General features: G+C 69.5%; 16 protein-coding genes and 1 pseudogene. 6 read left to right on the forward strand and 11 right to left on the reverse strand.

The window, feature by feature from the left end:
* The first annotated feature begins 3 nt into the window (after positions 1-3).
* Positions 4-765 (forward strand): thioesterase II family protein, encoded by a 762-nt coding sequence (locus BLT28_RS34050; protein WP_030426548.1) that lies wholly within the window; start codon positions 4-6, stop codon positions 763-765.
* Between the two features lie 86 nt (positions 766-851).
* Here the strand turns inward: BLT28_RS34050 and BLT28_RS34055 are convergent, their stop codons facing one another.
* Positions 852-2,039 carry a macrolide family glycosyltransferase gene (locus tag BLT28_RS34055; RefSeq protein WP_030426547.1) on the reverse strand — a complete coding sequence of 396 codons (1,188 nt, stop codon included), beginning with the start codon at positions 2,037-2,039 and terminating at the stop codon, positions 852-854.
* A gap of 376 nt (positions 2,040-2,415) precedes the next feature.
* On the opposite strand from BLT28_RS34055, the gene BLT28_RS40610 reads away from it, so the two are divergent.
* Entirely contained in the window at positions 2,416-2,589 is a 174-nt protein-coding gene (locus tag BLT28_RS40610; protein ID WP_156050379.1) for a hypothetical protein, read from the forward strand.
* A 195-nt stretch (positions 2,590-2,784) separates the two neighbouring features.
* Here BLT28_RS40610 and BLT28_RS34060 read toward each other — a convergent pair whose 3' ends face one another.
* The 3 genes from BLT28_RS34060 to BLT28_RS34070 form a co-directional block, all read right to left on the reverse strand.
* Positions 2,785-3,570 carry a choice-of-anchor P family protein gene (locus tag BLT28_RS34060; RefSeq protein WP_030426546.1) on the reverse strand — a complete coding sequence of 262 codons (786 nt, stop codon included), beginning with the start codon at positions 3,568-3,570 and terminating at the stop codon, positions 2,785-2,787.
* A 99-nt stretch (positions 3,571-3,669) separates the two neighbouring features.
* Positions 3,670-4,461, reverse strand: a complete 792-nt coding sequence (locus tag BLT28_RS34065; RefSeq protein ID WP_052406710.1) for a L,D-transpeptidase family protein — start codon at positions 4,459-4,461, stop codon at positions 3,670-3,672.
* 743 nt (positions 4,462-5,204) lie between these two features.
* A complete protein-coding gene (locus tag BLT28_RS34070) occupies positions 5,205-5,657 on the reverse strand; it encodes a MarR family winged helix-turn-helix transcriptional regulator (protein WP_030426544.1) in 453 nt (150 codons plus the stop codon).
* A gap of 164 nt (positions 5,658-5,821) precedes the next feature.
* Between BLT28_RS34070 and BLT28_RS34075 the strand changes: the two are divergent.
* From BLT28_RS34075 to BLT28_RS34085, 3 genes and pseudogenes are all read left to right on the forward strand, one after another.
* Positions 5,822-6,903, forward strand: a pseudogene (locus BLT28_RS34075) (MFS transporter).
* Entirely contained in the window at positions 6,900-7,688 is a 789-nt protein-coding gene (locus BLT28_RS34080; protein ID WP_030426543.1) for an SDR family NAD(P)-dependent oxidoreductase, read from the forward strand. Before BLT28_RS34075 ends, BLT28_RS34080 begins: the two are co-directional and overlap by 4 nt.
* 30 nt (positions 7,689-7,718) lie before the next feature.
* Positions 7,719-8,552, forward strand: a complete 834-nt coding sequence (locus tag BLT28_RS34085) for an aldo/keto reductase (protein ID WP_030426542.1) — start codon at positions 7,719-7,721, stop codon at positions 8,550-8,552.
* Positions 8,553-8,564: 12 nt separating this feature from the next.
* On the opposite strand, the gene BLT28_RS34090 is transcribed toward BLT28_RS34085, so the two are convergent.
* From BLT28_RS34090 to BLT28_RS34110, 5 genes are all read right to left on the reverse strand, one after another.
* Positions 8,565-9,131 (reverse strand): NADPH-dependent FMN reductase, encoded by a 567-nt coding sequence (locus tag BLT28_RS34090; protein WP_030426541.1) that lies wholly within the window; start codon positions 9,129-9,131, stop codon positions 8,565-8,567.
* On the reverse strand, positions 9,128-10,612 hold the full coding sequence (locus tag BLT28_RS34095; RefSeq protein ID WP_052406709.1) for an MFS transporter: 1,485 nt from the start codon (positions 10,610-10,612) through the stop codon (positions 9,128-9,130). Before BLT28_RS34095 ends, BLT28_RS34090 begins: the two co-directional genes overlap by 4 nt.
* 49 nt (positions 10,613-10,661) lie before the next feature.
* Positions 10,662-11,486, reverse strand: coding sequence for a PP2C family protein-serine/threonine phosphatase (locus BLT28_RS34100; RefSeq protein WP_052406708.1), 825 nt, complete (start codon positions 11,484-11,486; stop codon positions 10,662-10,664).
* Between the two features lie 326 nt (positions 11,487-11,812).
* On the reverse strand, positions 11,813-12,514 hold the full coding sequence (locus BLT28_RS34105; protein WP_030426538.1) for a hypothetical protein: 702 nt from the start codon (positions 12,512-12,514) through the stop codon (positions 11,813-11,815).
* Positions 12,515-12,650: 136 nt separating this feature from the next.
* Positions 12,651-13,190, reverse strand: coding sequence for a dihydrofolate reductase family protein (locus BLT28_RS34110; RefSeq protein ID WP_030426537.1), 540 nt, complete (start codon positions 13,188-13,190; stop codon positions 12,651-12,653).
* Between the two features lie 263 nt (positions 13,191-13,453).
* Between BLT28_RS34110 and BLT28_RS34115 the strand changes: the two genes are divergently transcribed.
* Positions 13,454-13,774, forward strand: a complete 321-nt coding sequence (locus BLT28_RS34115; protein WP_030426536.1) for a hypothetical protein — start codon at positions 13,454-13,456, stop codon at positions 13,772-13,774.
* On the opposite strand, the gene BLT28_RS34120 is transcribed toward BLT28_RS34115, so the two are convergent.
* Together BLT28_RS34120 and BLT28_RS34125 are read right to left on the reverse strand one after the other, a co-directional pair.
* Positions 13,763-14,392, reverse strand: coding sequence for a class I SAM-dependent methyltransferase (locus tag BLT28_RS34120; protein WP_030426535.1), 630 nt, complete (start codon positions 14,390-14,392; stop codon positions 13,763-13,765). The two genes, BLT28_RS34115 and BLT28_RS34120, sit on opposite strands and share 12 nt — an antisense overlap.
* A gap of 70 nt (positions 14,393-14,462) precedes the next feature.
* A complete protein-coding gene (locus BLT28_RS34125; RefSeq protein WP_030426534.1) occupies positions 14,463-15,050 on the reverse strand; it encodes a TIGR03086 family metal-binding protein in 588 nt (195 codons plus the stop codon).
* Between the last annotated feature and the right edge of the window lie 35 nt (positions 15,051-15,085).

Here is a 15,085-nt window from a genome sequence, read left to right on the forward strand (position 1 = left end):
CAGATGCTGGAGCTCTCCCCGGAGTTGTCCCTGTGGTTGCGCAGGTTCCACCAGCCGGCTCCGGACGCGCCGGTGCTGGTGTGCTTCCCGCACGCGGGCGGATCGGCGAGCTACTTCTTCAAGCTCTCCGAGGCGCTCTCGCCGGACGTCGACGTGCTGGCGGTGCAGTACCCCGGCCGCCAGGACCGCCGCGCGGAACGCTGCGTGGACAACGTGGTGACGCTCGCCGAGCAGGTGCTCGAAGCGATCCTGCCGCTGCGCGAACAGCGGCCGTTGACCTTCTTCGGCCACAGCATGGGCGCCACCGTCGGCTTCGAGGTGGCGCGTCGGCTGGAGCACTCGCACGGCAGGCCGATCGAGCGGTTCCTCGTCTCCGCGCGCTGCGCGCCCTCGCTGCACCGCAGCGCCGACATCCACAAGCGCGACGACGACGGCATCATCGCCGAGATCGCCCGGCTCAGCGGCACCGAGTCGGCCCTGCTCGGCGACGAGGAGCTGATCAGGATGGTGCTCCCGTCGATCCGCAACGACTACAAGGCGGCCGAGACCTACGCCTACCGCCCTGGCGAACCGCTCAGCTGTCCGGTCGTCGGCCTCTGCGGTGACTCCGACCCGCGCGTGGCCCCCGCCGACCTCGACGGCTGGGCCGCGCACACCACCGCCCCCTACACCTCGAAGACCTTCTCCGGCGGCCACTTCTACTTCGGCGAGACCCCCGCCCCCCTGGCCGCCGAGATCCGCACCCAGCTCCTCACCCCGGTCTAGCCGCCCCTCGCGTCGCTTACGCACCGAATGAGTCATTCAGTGCACTCAACGCACCGAATGACTCATTCAGGGGGTAAGGGGGCGGTCTAGGGGGTGCCGACGAGTTCTTCGATGATCTTGACGGCGGCGGTGGTGCCCCCGGCCTCCTCCAGCTCCCGCTTGAAGCTGACCAGGCTGTCCTTCATCCCCTGGTCCCTGGGCACCTCGTCGATGAGCTTCTTCAACGCCTCCACGGTGACCTTGGCCGAGGGCAGGTGGCGGCCGATGTTCACCGCCTCCATCCGGTCCGCGGTCGCGCTCTGCTCCACCATCTGCGGGACCGCGATCATCGGGACGCCGAAGTGCACCGCCTCCATGACGCTGGTGATGCCCGCGTGATTGATGAACAGGTCGGTGTGCGGCAGGATCGCCATCTGCGGCACCGCGTTGTGCACCTCGAAGTTCTCCGGGATCTCCCCCAGCAGCGACCGGTCCACCCGCTCGCTGACCACCAGCACCACGTGCCAGTCCGTGCCGGTGAACGCCTTGATCACGTCGACGAAGAACTCCGGCCGCGCGGTGTAGATGGTGCCGAGCGAGACCAGGCACACGGGCTTGCCGGAGGCGGGCGGCTGCCACTCGCCCTGGCTGGAGCGCTCCGCCAGGCACGGCCCGATGAAGTGGAACTCCTCGCCGAAGCTCTCCTGGGCGAACTGGAACGAGCGCGGCATGAACACCAGGTGCCCGGCCACCCCCGTGCCCGTGCCGTCGGCCAGCTCGGCCATGGTCAGCCCGGCCTTCTTCGCCATCCGCTGCATGCCCAGCGCGAACCGCCACAACCGCAGGTCCAGCGGGTTCGGCTTGATGTAGTTGTCGGTGAGCGACCAGGTGTCGTTGGAGACGAAGGTGGTCCAGTCCGGCATGCACGGCACGTCCAGCTCCCGCGCGATCAACCGGCCCCACCAGCCCGCGATCCCGTCGAAGATCACCAGGTCCGGCCGGTTCTCCCGGTAGAACGGCAGCAGCTTCGGGACCTGGGTCCTGGTCTCGACCAGGTTCGCCATCAGGCCGCGGGAGAGGTCCACCCCGGTCAGCTTGAACGGCTTGTCCGGCGGCGGGGCCACCGTGGTCTCGAACAGCACGACCTCGGCGCCCGCCTCGGCCACCCGGTCCGCGTAGGTCGCAGTGGTGGCATAGGTGACCCGATGTCCCCGGGCCGTCAGCTCGGCGACCATGCCCAGGGTGGGGTTGATGTGCCCCGCGGCGGACGGCGGGAAGAAGGCGATGTGAGCCATTGTGGCGGGCGACCCTTCTAGCGGGAGGAGAAGCCGACTGCGCTCGGCACCCCGAAGTTACTATTCGAGGAATGCACCGCAACCCCTAAACACGGGGCGGGACCGACCGTGACCGTGAGTGCATACCCACTTCTTTTGTCCGGACACGGCCCGGATGCCGCACCGCGCGCTCCTGACAGTTGTCACGGGCAGCTCGTGACAGGAGGCCTAGGCGATCAGCCGGGCTCAGGGGCAGTCTGGTGCCATGACCACGGCAGCTCCCGCCCCCGGCGGGAACGGCCACCGTCCGAATTGCCCGAAGGCCACCCCGGTCAATGGGTAAAAAACTCGACTCGTCCGTTCACGGATATTCGAGCGCCAGCACCGAGGAGGAACAATGACGAAGCCGGACAAGAACAAGCAGATTCTGGTCATGTCCGTCGCCGCGATCATCGGTGGCGTGATCGGGGGCCTCTGCGGTCTGTTCGTGCTCAACCCGGGCATCCTCATCCCGATCGGTGTCGTGATCGGCATCGCGGTGAGCCTGCCGATGGTCAACAGCAGGAGCTGATCGACCTCGGCACGCCGGTGCGCCCCGAACCCCCAGCGCGGGCGGACCGGCACCGGTCCGGCGACGACGCCCTGCGTCGCCGGACCCCTTAACAGCCGGGCGGGGACCGTTCCAGTCGGTCCCCGCCCGGCCCCTGGCACGGCAGTGCCCCGGCCGGGAATCCCGGCCGGGGCACTGTCACGTCCGTGCTGCTGGTCAGCCCGTCACGTCGAGCTGGGCCGGGGCCGGAACCGGCTTCGGCGCGATGCCGCCGTTGCCCCCGTTGCCGTTGCCCCCGTTGTCGCCGCCGGAGGCCGCGGACGAGGTGGTCGGCTTGCTGGTGGCGGAGGTGGGCTTGGTGGACGAGGTGGGCTTGGTGGTGCTGGTGCCACCGTCGCCGCCGGTGTTGCCGTCCTTGCCGGTGGCGCAGGTCGCCGAGGCCACGGTGATCTTCTGCAGCTCCGAGACCTTGATCGAGATCGCGTTGACCGTGGTGGTCCCGTTCTTGTTCTTGACCTGCTCGTTGAGCATGACCTTGGCCAGGCCGGGCACCTCGATGCCGGTGTTCGGCGGAACCGCCACGTCGAGCGGCTTGCCGAGCAGCTTGGCCCCGACCAGCGAGGACGTGACGTTGCCCTTCTCGCACTTGGCGGTGATGACCTGCGCGTTCAGCAGCTGGCCGCCGCCGAGCTTGAGCTCCTTGAGCAGGTCGGGGCCCAGGTCGACGGACAGGTTGACCACGGTGGCCTTGGCGTTGTTCTTACCCGCCTGGGCCTCGAGGGCGCGGACCTGGACGGACTTCGCCGGGACCTCGGCGACCTTCTTGTGGTCGTAGCCGTTCGCGCCGGTCACGTACGGCAGCGGGTCGATGTTGAGCAGGCCCTTGGCCGACAGAGCGAAAGCCTCGCTGGCGGCCGACGGCGTCGCGGACGCGGCGGGCGCCGCGACGAGTCCTGCTGCGGCGAGCGCGGCGAGCGCGCCCAGGATCTTCTTGCTGGACAAGGAAAGGACCTTTCAGGGTGAATGGGGCGGTTTGGCCAGGGCCGGGTGCTGGCGGTGCGTCCCCGACGCGACCCGGCCGCTGACCGGGGGGAGGAAAGATCAGGTGATGGAGATGACCGTGCCCAGGGGCAGGTCCATCAGCTTGGTCAGCGTCTCCGGGGTGACCCGGATGCAACCGTCGCTGGTGCTCTTGCCGATGTGCTCGTTGGTCGGCCAGGTGTGCAGCGCGACCGTGCCGGGCCCGCCGCCGAAGGTCTCGTGCGAGTCGGAGTGCGCGGACAGCGGCAGCACGTACTTGCTGTAGGTGTTCTTGGTCTCCTCGATGGAGGCCATCAGGTAGTGCCTGCCCTTCGGCGTGGGGAACTCCGCCTTGCCGATGCCCACCTTGTGCGTGCCCTGCGACGCGCCGTCCTTGAAGATCTCCAGCGTGTAGCTCGCCAGGTTGACCGTCACGGTGTAGGGGTTGCGCGCGGACTCGGTGTTGCCGGGCGTGTGGATCCAGCCGGTCAGGCCGTTCGGGCGCGAGGGCAGCAGCACCTGGGCCCAGTCACCCTGCTCGGCGATGGCCGGGACCCAGGTGGGGGATCCGACCTGGACCGTCGGCAGCTTGCCGAACGGCTTGCCGCCGGGCTTGTCGTAGACGGGCAGGTCCTTGACGACCTTGAAGACCTTGTCGGTCGCCTTCGCGGTCGGAGCCGGGTCGAGCGGGGCGTTCTCGATCTTGCCGAAGGTGTTCAGATCGGGCAGCACGGCCAGGTCGGCCGTGCCCAGCTCGGCCGGGCCGGCCTGGGCCGGGGCCTCGGCGGAGCAGCCCGAGCTGAGCAGCGCGACGCTCACGAGGCCGATCAGGGCGGTCAGCACCGTGCGGGGGACGGACGCGGTTGTAGCCATCGGAAAACCTTGACTCCGGAAATTCTGGTGTTGGGCGGGGGAGGCGGTTGTGCCGCACGAGCCGGCATTCGCCGCCCGTTCTGCCGGGCCGCGAATGCGACGACGTTTCGGCTCTGCCCGAAGGCGTCCACGCGGGAACCGAACACGGGGGCCGGGTGGGCCGGTCGGTGGCGGAGCCAGGAGTCGGGCGAGCCGGAAAGCGTGACCGTGCGTTGTCCGGGGGACGACAACCGCTAGTCGGAAAAGCAAGACTGTGCGGCAACTTCCTACTTCAGCGAAAAGGTGCGGTCAATGCCGGGCAACATCACGGCCGAGAGACGTCACCAGCGACATTGGGCCATTTCCCCAGGTAACCCGACCCCTAGGGGTATCACCTGAACGTGTGATGTTCGATCAGGCTGTAACGGGCGGTGCTGATGTGAAGATCACCTTCGCCTCATCTGACCTTTACGGGTGGCCACCGGAGAGGGGTGGCACTATCGCTACCACCCTCGTCGGCGTTACGGTCCACAAACCGATTCCGGTCGGTGCATCACGCCGTTCCGGGAACCATTTACCGAGCGGATGCGCATAAGTGGCGAAAATTTCCCATCGCGAAGCAACCTTCCGCTCGGCCATGCGTGCCGAATGCGCGGTCGCATCCCCTTCCTCGGAAATCTCTTGCTGCGACGCAACCGGTCTGAGGTGCGGGCTGCCGGAGGTGTCGAAGGGCGACGACGCCGGGGCGCCGCTGCGATCCGGAGCTAGCTCGCCGGAGTGGTCAGCGACTCCAGGGCCCGCACCAGCGGGGCCTGCTCGGGCAGCTTCGCCGCCTCGGTGAGCGCCTCGTCCAGCACGCGGTCGTGGGTGGGCCGGGCCGCGTCCAGCAGCTTGTGGCCCTCGGCGGTCACCTCGGTGTAGATGCCGCGCCGGTCGTCGGCGCACAGGTACCGCTGCAGCAGCCCGCGGTCCTCGAGGCGGGTGACCAGGCGGGTCGTCGCCGACTGGCTGAGCACGACCGCGCGGGAGAGCTGGTTCATCCGCATGTGCCAGCCGTCCTGCCGGGCCAGCACGTCGAGCACGCTGTACTCGCTGACGGAGAGCTGGTGCTCCTGCTGGAGGGCGCGCTCCAGGCCGTCCTCGATGCGCGCGTGCAGCGCCGCCAGCGCGCGCCAGCCCTGGGCGCGCGCCTCGACCGCGTCGTCGGACAGTCCCACGGTTCACCTCTCCGGTCCCTGGTGTGTACGTCGAGCGTACGACTTGCGCGACCTCATTGCATACGGCACTATCGGGCGTCGTCAATAGAAAGCGCGTGCAACTATCTCGGACGCGGGTTGTTGAGTGCGCTAGGTAACAGACCACGTGGGAAAGAAGACCTGACATGCCCGCTGCCCTGCTCGCACTGGCGATCAGCGCCTTCGGCATCGGCACGACCGAGTTCGTCATCATGGGCCTGCTGCCCTCGGCTCGCGGCTGCCCCGCAAGACCGTCCTGGTCGCGCTGATGGGCCTGTTCATCGTCGGCAACCTGGTCTCCGCGGTCGCGGGCAGCTACGGGCTGCTGATGGCGGGCCGGATCGTCGCCGCCCTCTCGCACGGCGCGTTCTTCGGCGTCGGCTCGGTCGTCGCGGCCGGGCTCGTCGCCCCGGAGCGCAAGGCCAGCGCCATCGCGATGATGTTCACCGGGCTCACCGTGGCCAACGTGCTCGGGGTGCCGATGGGCACCGCGCTCGGCCAGCAGCTCGGCTGGCGCTCCACGTTCTGGGCGGTCACGGCGCTCGGCGTGATCGGCTTCATCGGCATCCTCGCCCTGGTGCCGCGCCTGCCGGTCGAGGACAACGGCGGGCTGCGCGGCGAACTGGCCGTCTTCCGCGACCGCCAGGTGTGGCTCGCACTGGCCACGACGGCGCTCGGGTTCGCGGGGGTGTTCGCCTCCTTCACCTACATCGCGCCGATGATGACCGAGGTCGCCGGGTTCTCGCCCGGAGCGGTGACCTGGCTGCTGGTGTTGTTTGGCGCCGGGTTGTTCGCGGGCAACCTCCTCGGAGGCCGCGCCGCCGACCGCTCCTTGATGCCCAGCCTGTACGCGTTCCTCGCCGCGCTCGCCGCGGTGCTGGTGGTCTTCGTGTTCACCGCGCACTCGCAGGTGCTCGCCGCGATCACCATCGCCGTGTTCGGCGCGGTCGGCTTCGCCACGGTGCCGCCGCTGCAGATGAGGGTGATGCGCAAGGCCGAGGGCGCGCCCGCGCTCGCCTCGGCCGCCAACATCGCCGCCTTCAACCTGGGCAACGCCCTCGGGGCGTGGCTGGGCGGTGCCGCGATCGAGGGCGGACTCGGCCTCACCGCGCCGAACTGGATCGGAGCGGTGCTCGCGGTGGCCGGGCTGGCCGTCGCCCTGTACTCCGGAGCGCTGGACCGGCGCCCGGCAACGCCAGAGATCAAGCAAGGAGTCCTCGCCCGATGAACATCGACCTCACCGGCCGCACCGCGCTCGTCACCGGGTCCACCGCGGGGATCGGCCTCGCCACGGCGCAGGCCTTGGCGGAGGCAGGCGCGACGGTCGTCGTCAACGGCCGCGACGAAGGACGCGTGAAGTCCACTGTGGACAAGCTCGCCGAATCCGGTGCCACCGTGCGGGGCGTCGCCGCCGACGTCGGCACCGAGGAGGGCGCTGACGCCCTGCTGGTCGCCGAGCCGGACGTGGACATCCTGGTGAACAACGCCGGGATCTTCGCCCCGCAGGACGTCTTCGAGATCCCCGACGCGGAGTGGCTGCGCTTCTTCGAGGTCAACGTGCTCTCCGGGATCCGCCTCGCGCGGCACCACACCCCGAGGATGGTCGAGCGCGGCTGGGGCCGGGTGATCTTCGTCAGCAGCGAGTCCGCCGTGCAGACCCCGACCGAGATGGTGCACTACGGCATGACCAAGACCGCGCAGCTCGCGGTCTCCCGCGGCATGGCGCAGTCCGTCGCGGGTACCGGGGTCACCGTGAACAGCGTGCTGCCCGGACCGACGCTCACCCCGGGCGTCGAGGAGTTCATCCGCAGCCTCAACGGCGCGGACGTGCCGTTCGAGGAGGCGGAGCGCCAGTTCATGGCGAAAGACCGCCCGACCTCGTTGCTGCGCAGGCTGATCCGTCCGAGGGAGGTGGCGAACATGATCACCTACGTCGCCTCGGACCTGGCATCGGCCACCACCGGCGGCGCGCTGCGCGTCGACGGCGGCGTCGCCACCGCCATCATCCCCTGACCCCCTTACGCACCAAGGAAAGGACACATCATGAGCGGCGTTCCCACGGTCACCCTGAACAACGGAGTGGCCATGCCGCAGCTGGGTTTCGGCGTCTTCCAGGTGCCCGACGACGAGACCGCCGCGGCGGTCACCTCGGCGCTGGAGGCCGGCTACCGCAGCATCGACACCGCGGCCATCTACGGCAACGAGGCGGGCGTCGGCACCGCGTTGGAGAAGTCCGGCATCCCCAGGGACGAGCTGTTCATCACCACCAAGGTGTGGAACGCCGACCAGGGCTACGACAAGACCCTCGCGGCCTTCGACGCCAGCCTGGAGAAGCTGGGGCTGGACCACCTCGACCTATACCTCATCCACTGGCCGACCCCGGCTCGCGACCTGTACGTGGACACGTGGAAGGCGCTCAACAAGCTGCTCGGTGACGGCCGGGTGCGCGCGATCGGCGTGTCGAACTTCCAGGAGTCGCACCTGCGCCGGGTGATCGACGAGGTCGGAGTCGTGCCCTCGGTCAACCAGATCGAGCTGCACCCGTTGCTGCAGCAGGAGGAGCTGCGCGCGGTGCACGCGGAGCTGGGCATTCACACCGAGGCGTGGAGCCCGCTCGCCAAGGGCGGCGAACTGCTGAAGGACCCGGTGCTGACCGAGATCGCCGCCAAGCACGGCCGGTCGGCCGCGCAGGTGGTCCTGCGCTGGCACCTCCAGCTGGGCAACGTGGTGATCCCCAAGTCGGTGACGCCGAAGCGCATCGCCGAGAACCTCGACGTGTTCGGCTTCGAGCTGGACCAGGCCGACCTGGACCGGATCGCGACGCTGAACAGGAACGAGCGGACCGGCCCCCACCCGGACGAGTTCAACGCCGCGTGACATCGTGGCTGATCAGGTGGTGTAGGCCCGCTTCGCGCGTCCCTCGCGCAGGGTTTCGGCCCACCACCTGATCTGGTCCAGCATCGTCTTCGCCGCCGCGTTGGCCTCGTCGGGGCTGTGCGGCTCGCCCTGCTCGTCGAAGGCGCCGAACACGTTGTGGAAGCTGACCGTGTCGCGCACCGAGACCGCGTGCAGCTCCGCGAAGACCTGGCGCAGCTGCTCGACGGCGCGCAGTCCGCCGGAGATCCCGCCGTAGGAGACGAAGCCGACCGGCTTGGCCTGCCAGCCGTGGTAGCAGGAGTCGATGGCGAACTTCAGCGAGGCCGGGTAGCCGTGGTTGTACTCCGGGGTCAGCACCACGAACGCGTCGGCGTCGGCGATGCGCTCGTTGAACCGGTCCAGCTCGGGGGTGGGCCTCATCGGGTGGCGCTCGCCCAGCAGCGGGTCCGCCAGGTCGACCAGGTCGATCTCGAAGTCCGTGCTCTGCTTCGCCCGCTTGAGGAACCAGTTCGCGATGACATCGGCGCGACGGCCTTCCCGCGTGCTGCCGACGATGACGGCCAGCTTGATCGTGCTCATTGAATGTCCTTTCTGGACGGTCTGATGGACAGTGCGAGCGCCGCGGCGAGTACCACCACGAGGCCGATGCTGAGGAAGACGGTGTTCATCGCGCTCGCGAACCCCTCGACGATCGGGGCGGCCGCGCGCGGGTCCAGGTCGGCGAGGAACGAGGTGTCGTCGAGGTCGACGCCGCCGCCGATGCGGTCACCGGCGAGGCTGAACACCAGCGACAGGAACACCGCGGTGCCCGCGACCCCGCCGAGCTGGCGCGAGAAACCGGACAGGCTGGTGGCGACGCCGAGGTCCCGCGGGTCGACGGCGTCCTGCAGGACCACCAGCACGACCTGGAAGAACATGCCGCCGCCGATCCCGTTGGCCAGCACCAGCGCGGTGATCAGCGCCATCGGCGTCGTCGGCCCGGCGAAGGCGAGCGCGAGGTAGGCGACGGCGGTGAGACCCAGCCCGCTCGCCAGGATGTGCTTGTAGTGGATTCCCTTGGCCAGCAACGGGCCCACGATCCGGGAGCCGGTGATCGTGGCCAGCGACTGCGGGAGCATCAGCAGGCCGGCGCCGGTCGGGCCGAGCCCCTGCACGAGCTGGAGGTAGAGCGGGACGAACGCCAGCGCGGTGAAGACGCCGACCCCACCGAGGAAGTTCACGACGTTGATCAGCGTGAAAGCCTTGTCGCGGAACAACTTCGGCGGCAGCAGCGCGGAGTCCTGCCTGCGCACCTGCACCCGGACGAAGATCGTCAGTCCCAGCACCCCGGCGGCGGCCAGCAGCAGGGCCGCCGTCACCGGCAGCTCGCGGCCCTGTTCGGCCAGGAGCAGCAGCGGGACCAGGCCCGCGGCCAGCGCGATCGCGCCCCGGAAGTCCACCGGCTGTGGCGTTCGCGGTGTCCGCACGGTGAAGAACCGCCCGACCACCACCATGGTGACCAGCCCGATCGGCAGGTTGATCAGGAACAGCCAGCGCCACCCGTCGATGCCGAGCAGGCTGTCCAGCCCGGCGAGCAGGCCGCCGAGCGCGGGGCCGCTGATGCTGGCGCCCGCGAAGGAGAAGCCGAACAGCGCCTGCCACCGCGTGCGCTGCTCGGCGGGCACCATGTCGGCGATCGCGGCCAGCGCCAGCGCCATCAGCCCGCCGCCGCCGAGTCCCTGGACGGCCCGGAAGACCGCGAGCTGCCCCATGCTCTGGGCGAGCGCGCAGAGCAGCGAGCCGGCCAGGAAGACCGCGATCGCGGCCAGGTAGAGCCGTTTCCGGCCGTAGATGTCGGAGAGCTTGCCGTACAGCGGCATCGCGATCATCGACGCGATCAGGTACGCGGTGGTCACCGACGCCTGCATGGTCAGTCCGTGCAGCTCGTCGGCGATGGTGCGCATCGCCGTCACCATGATCATGGTGTCCAGCGCGCCGAGGAAGGTGCCGACGAGCAGCCCGAAGACCACCGCCCTGATCCGCCGGTGGCTCAGCTCGCCCACCGCTTCCGTGATCGTCATGGGACCACGGTGCAACCTCAATATTAGTTGAGGTCAAGCCTCGTCGTGCTCAGGGGCGTTGGCCCGCGTGCCCCTGCGGGAAGGGGACGATCACGACGGTGATGTTGTCCCGCCCGCCGTCGTCCAGTGCGCGCTGCGTCAGCACCCGCGCTGCCTCCATGGGGGACTCCAGGCTGCTGGAGAGCGTGATCTCGGCCAGCTCCTCCGCCGAGGGCACGTAGTTCCACAGCCCGTCGCTGCACACCACGACCACGCCGGGGCCCTCGGGGCGGAAGGTGACCACGTGCGGCCGGATCTCGCCCGCGTTCGCGCCGAGCCACGCCATCAGCACGTGCGCCATCTTGTGGTTGTGCGCCTCCTCCTCGGTGAGGTGGCCCGCGGCGACCATCTGCGCCGCCCACGCGTCGTCGAGGGTCATGCACGCGGACTTCTCCGCCGGGGCGGTCAGCCAGTACGCCCGGCTGTCGCCCACCCAGCCGACGGTGATCGTCTCGTCGGTGACCACGGCGGAGACGAAGGTGCACGCGGGCGGGCGCCCGGTGTCGCTCTCCTCCTTGGGGCGCTCCAGCGCCGCCACCGCCTCCGCGGCCGCTGCGATCGCGCGGTGGGTCGCGGTGATCGGGTCGGCACCGCCCTCCCGCGCCTCCAGGAGCGCGTCGGCCGCGGTGGTGGCGGCCGTGCGCGAGGCCACGTCGGGGTTGTCCGAAGTGGACACCCCGTCGCAGACGACGGCGATCACCTCGGCCGACCGGGTGACGCGGCGCACGGCCATCGCGTCCTCGTTGCGGTGGTGGCGCAGGCCCCGGTCACTGACCCCGGCGACGGCACCGAGGTCGAGCTCGACCCGGTCCTGCCCGGTCAGCTCACTGGTCATGCCGTGCCCCCTTGCTGGTGAAACTCGCGGACCACACCAAGAGGACGTCGTGGGCACCGGGTCGTTGCGCGAGAAGTTGATCAAGTTTCCTGGGGTGGTCCCCACTCTATGATCTCGCGCTCGGCCCGCCGGAGCCCGGGTCGGGGTGAACATTGTTCAGTCGCGGGGCACGCCTTCACCGGTGACGAAGGGAGCCCCCCGATGGCCTTCGACATCCTGCTGGTGGCGACCGCCGTCGCCGTCGGCGTCGCGTTGCCCAGCGTACTGATCGCCGAACTGCGGTCCGACGGTTGCCCGAAGGACTGCCCGTGCCGGCCGGAGGAGCCTCACACCCGTCCGGCGAACACCGCCTTGTCCGCGCCGAAGGAGGGGCGCAGCGTCAGCTGCATCTCCCCGGGGTCGGCCCCGATCGAGTAGGAGACGTCGTAGGTGTAGGTCTTGCCCGGCAGCACCGTCGCCGAGCTGAAGACGCCGTTGCCGCCGCAGCCGCCGCTGTGGTCGAAGACCGCCTCCGCCTTCCGGCCGTTGAACTGGGCGTCGCTGCCGACGCTCAGCACGGCGGTCTCGAACGGCTTGTCCGTTCCGTTGGTGATCGTGACGGTGAACTTCACCGCCCGCGCGATGCTCGCCGGAGCGGAGGACGGGCCGGGCTTGCACGCGGTGGGCGCGGAGACCTCCACCGCGAGCCCGTCCCGCCAGGTGTGCCGCTTCCCCCAGGTCACCGTCTCGACCCGCTGGTCGGTCGAGCCGTTGAAGATCCCCTCCAGCTCGCGCGCGGCGGCGTTCTGCGCGACGAGCGTGAGCGCGATCCCGAGCACCGACAGCCCGACGCCGAACCCGGCCATGACCTTCTTCGAACCGAACAGCGCGACGGCGCCGAGCACCAGGCCCACCGCCGCGGCGACGGCGGTCGCGTTGTTCAGCAGGAGCACCGGGGACCCGCACACCCCGACGACGCCGAGCACGAGCGAGGCGACGGCGAGACCGCCGAACCTGGTGGGGGTGGGCCGGAGCTGGATGACGGACATGTTCTCTCCCTCGACGCGGTGGTGTCGCCGAGGACGTCGAAACCCGTCGAATGCGCGTTTCGCTTTCCCGGAAATGCCAAGTGGAAAGCGTGAAATCCCGGCCGGGGAAGTCACGATCGACGCAGGGGTGTAACGCTTATCGCCGGTAACGCAGCAATACCACCTCGGTGTCGAGAACGCGCGACTCCGCGAGCTTCATGGCGAAGCGCTTGCCGGGCTCGCGGAACGCGGGCTTGCCGCCGCCGAGCACGACCGGGTGCACGAACACCTGGTACTCGTCGATCATGTCCCGTTCGGTCAGGCTCGCGGCCAGGTCGGAGCCGCCGAACAGCACGAGCGTCCCCTCGATGTCGGCGAGGTCGGCGACATCACCGACGACCCGGGTGTTCCAGCCGGCTTCGGTGAGCGTTCTCGACACGACGACTTTCGGCTTTTCCCGCCACACCGGCGCGAATGCCAGGTCGTGCTCGTGAGTGGAGTACTCCTCCGCCTTCGGCCAGTAGCTCGACATCAGGTCCCACACGACGCGCCCGTAGAGGAACGCGTCCGCGGAATCGCTGAGGCCCTGCGAGTGCGCCGAGAGCTCGGGGCCCATCGACGGCCAGTCGAACTCGCCGTTCGGTCCGTGGATGAAGCCGTCCGCGGACTGGTGCACGAAATGGATGATCCTGCTCATGGCATACCTCCCGAAGTGGTGTCGCCCAGGTAGACCGGGGCTGCGCGGAGAACTCATCGCGTCATCGCTGTGACGTGGGTCACGGTGCACCTTCGTGCGGGTTCCTCGTTCGCGGCCCGCGGATTTCGCGAGCCTGGACAGGCGCCTTCCCCGCGCGTGCTGTGCACCGTGACCGGTTCGCCGTCACGCCCGCGCGCGCCCATCGTCAGCCGGTGCTGGCCCGGCCCGGTGAGCGACCGCCCGGGTGCTTGCCGGAGGGACCGTTGGCGCTCGTGTCGATGGGCACGGCCCTGACGATGCCCTTGCCCGGCGCCTCGCGCACGATCGACGCCACCGCCCGGCTTCGCGTCATGGCCGAGGAACTGTCCGATGTGGACTGTTCTGCGGTGGTCGTCACCGCGGGCCTCGACGTGGAACTCGGGCTCGACCTGCGGATCGATGGTGCTGAGCAGGTTCGGGCGGCGCGTACGCGTGTGCTGTCGGAGCCGAGTTTCGCGGCACGGGCGGGACGGGCGAAGCGCGCGATGCTCGCACTGCCGGACCTCGATGAGGCGGTGACGGACTTGGAGAAGCTAGGGGCGTAGTGCGAGCAGCGTGCAGCGTTGGCTGGCGTGTTCGACACCGGGGTGCGGACTGCGGTCGAGGCGGGCGATGACCTCCAGCCCGGCCGCGGACAGCATCCGGCTCTCCTCCGCGGGATCGAGGAACCGAAACGTCAGATCGACGTCGTGGCCCCACCAGTCGCTGAGCTGCCTCGTCCCGCCCACCGGCACATCGGCGTCGCTGATGTGGAACGAGATCAACGCATGCCCACGTGGACGCAGCACGCGTGCGAATTCCTCATATGCCATAGCGCGTTGTGCTGGGTCGAGGTGGATGACCGCGTAGAGGCACACCAAGCCCGCCAGCGCGCTCGGACGAACGGGCAATGCCGTCATGTCCGCCGCACAGGTCGGCACAGACGCGTTGGCGCACATAGCGGGGGAGAGGTCCATGCCGACCGCGCGAACTCCACGGTCGGCCAGATAAGCCGCGACGTGACCGGGACCGCAACCCACATCCGCGACGGTGCCGCCCGTGGTGATCTCGGCGAACGCGTCCAACATCGCGCGGTCCAACGGCTTGCGCCGCAGCTCGTCGCGGAGTTCGGTGGCGTAGCGGTCGGCCACGAGGTCGTAGCTCCGCCGCGTGTGGTCACCCATCTACATCTCCCGTCGTGCACGGCTGCCAGGAATTGTCCCGGCCGCCGTGCACGACGAGGAGTCGATGCCGTCAGACCTTCCGGCCGACGAAGGTCAGCAGCCGGGCCTGCGGGTCGGCGCCCGGCGGCGGAGGCACCTTGGGACCGAAGGTGGTCGGCGTGCGTGTGATGATCAAACGGGCGAGGGAGAACGACCGCGCGACGAGATCGGGCTCCAGTCGCACGTCCATGCCGAGCGCGGAGCCGATGTCCCAGGTGTGGACCACGGTGTCGAAGGTCATCAGTTCCAGGACGTCCGTGACCTTCGCGCCGGGGCGGTTGGCCAGGAACCGCTCCGGGGCGGGCCCGTCGAGAAGTTCGTCGGTGAGGACGGCGTCGGTTGCCTCGCGGGCCGTGCGCCACCCCGCCAGCGGGTCGTCGCCTGCGAGCTCGCCCGGGTTCTCAGAACCAGGCGGCCCGGTTCGTTCCGTGTACTCCTGGCCCGTCGCGTGGTGGCGCAGGACCTCCAGCCCCCAGATGACGTGACCCACCACATCGCGCACCGTCCACAGTTCGCACGCCGATGCCGCGTTCCACTGCTGCGACGGAACCGCTGCGAGCACGGCGTCGAAGGCGTCCTGTGCCCTCCGGTAGCGATCCACGATGTCTTTGGTTTCCATTGTTCTCCCTTGGTGCCGCAGTCGATGCCCGTGCC

The organism is Allokutzneria albata (assembly GCF_900103775.1).
GTDB lineage: Bacteria > Actinomycetota > Actinomycetes > Mycobacteriales > Pseudonocardiaceae > Allokutzneria > Allokutzneria albata.

Coding starts and splice junctions, on each gene's coding strand:
- BLT28_RS34055 (WP_030426547.1), bottom strand. CDS start 2,039: ATGGCTCACATCGCCTTCTTCCCGCCGTCCGCCGCGGGGCACATCAAC.
- BLT28_RS34120 (WP_030426535.1), bottom strand. CDS start 14,392: ATGGGTGACCACACGCGGCGGAGCTACGACCTCGTGGCCGACCGCTAC.
- BLT28_RS34095 (WP_052406709.1), bottom strand. CDS start 10,612: ATGACGATCACGGAAGCGGTGGGCGAGCTGAGCCACCGGCGGATCAGG.
- BLT28_RS34065 (WP_052406710.1), bottom strand. CDS start 4,461: ATGGCTACAACCGCGTCCGTCCCCCGCACGGTGCTGACCGCCCTGATC.
- BLT28_RS40610 (WP_156050379.1), top strand. CDS start 2,416: ATGACGAAGCCGGACAAGAACAAGCAGATTCTGGTCATGTCCGTCGCC.
- BLT28_RS34050 (WP_030426548.1), top strand. CDS start 4: ATGCTGGAGCTCTCCCCGGAGTTGTCCCTGTGGTTGCGCAGGTTCCAC.
- BLT28_RS34080 (WP_030426543.1), top strand. CDS start 6,900: ATGAACATCGACCTCACCGGCCGCACCGCGCTCGTCACCGGGTCCACC.
- BLT28_RS34110 (WP_030426537.1), bottom strand. CDS start 13,190: ATGAGCAGGATCATCCATTTCGTGCACCAGTCCGCGGACGGCTTCATC.
- BLT28_RS34105 (WP_030426538.1), bottom strand. CDS start 12,514: ATGTCCGTCATCCAGCTCCGGCCCACCCCCACCAGGTTCGGCGGTCTC.
- BLT28_RS34085 (WP_030426542.1), top strand. CDS start 7,719: ATGAGCGGCGTTCCCACGGTCACCCTGAACAACGGAGTGGCCATGCCG.
- BLT28_RS34125 (WP_030426534.1), bottom strand. CDS start 15,050: ATGGAAACCAAAGACATCGTGGATCGCTACCGGAGGGCACAGGACGCC.
- BLT28_RS34090 (WP_030426541.1), bottom strand. CDS start 9,131: ATGAGCACGATCAAGCTGGCCGTCATCGTCGGCAGCACGCGGGAAGGC.
- BLT28_RS34100 (WP_052406708.1), bottom strand. CDS start 11,486: ATGACCAGTGAGCTGACCGGGCAGGACCGGGTCGAGCTCGACCTCGGT.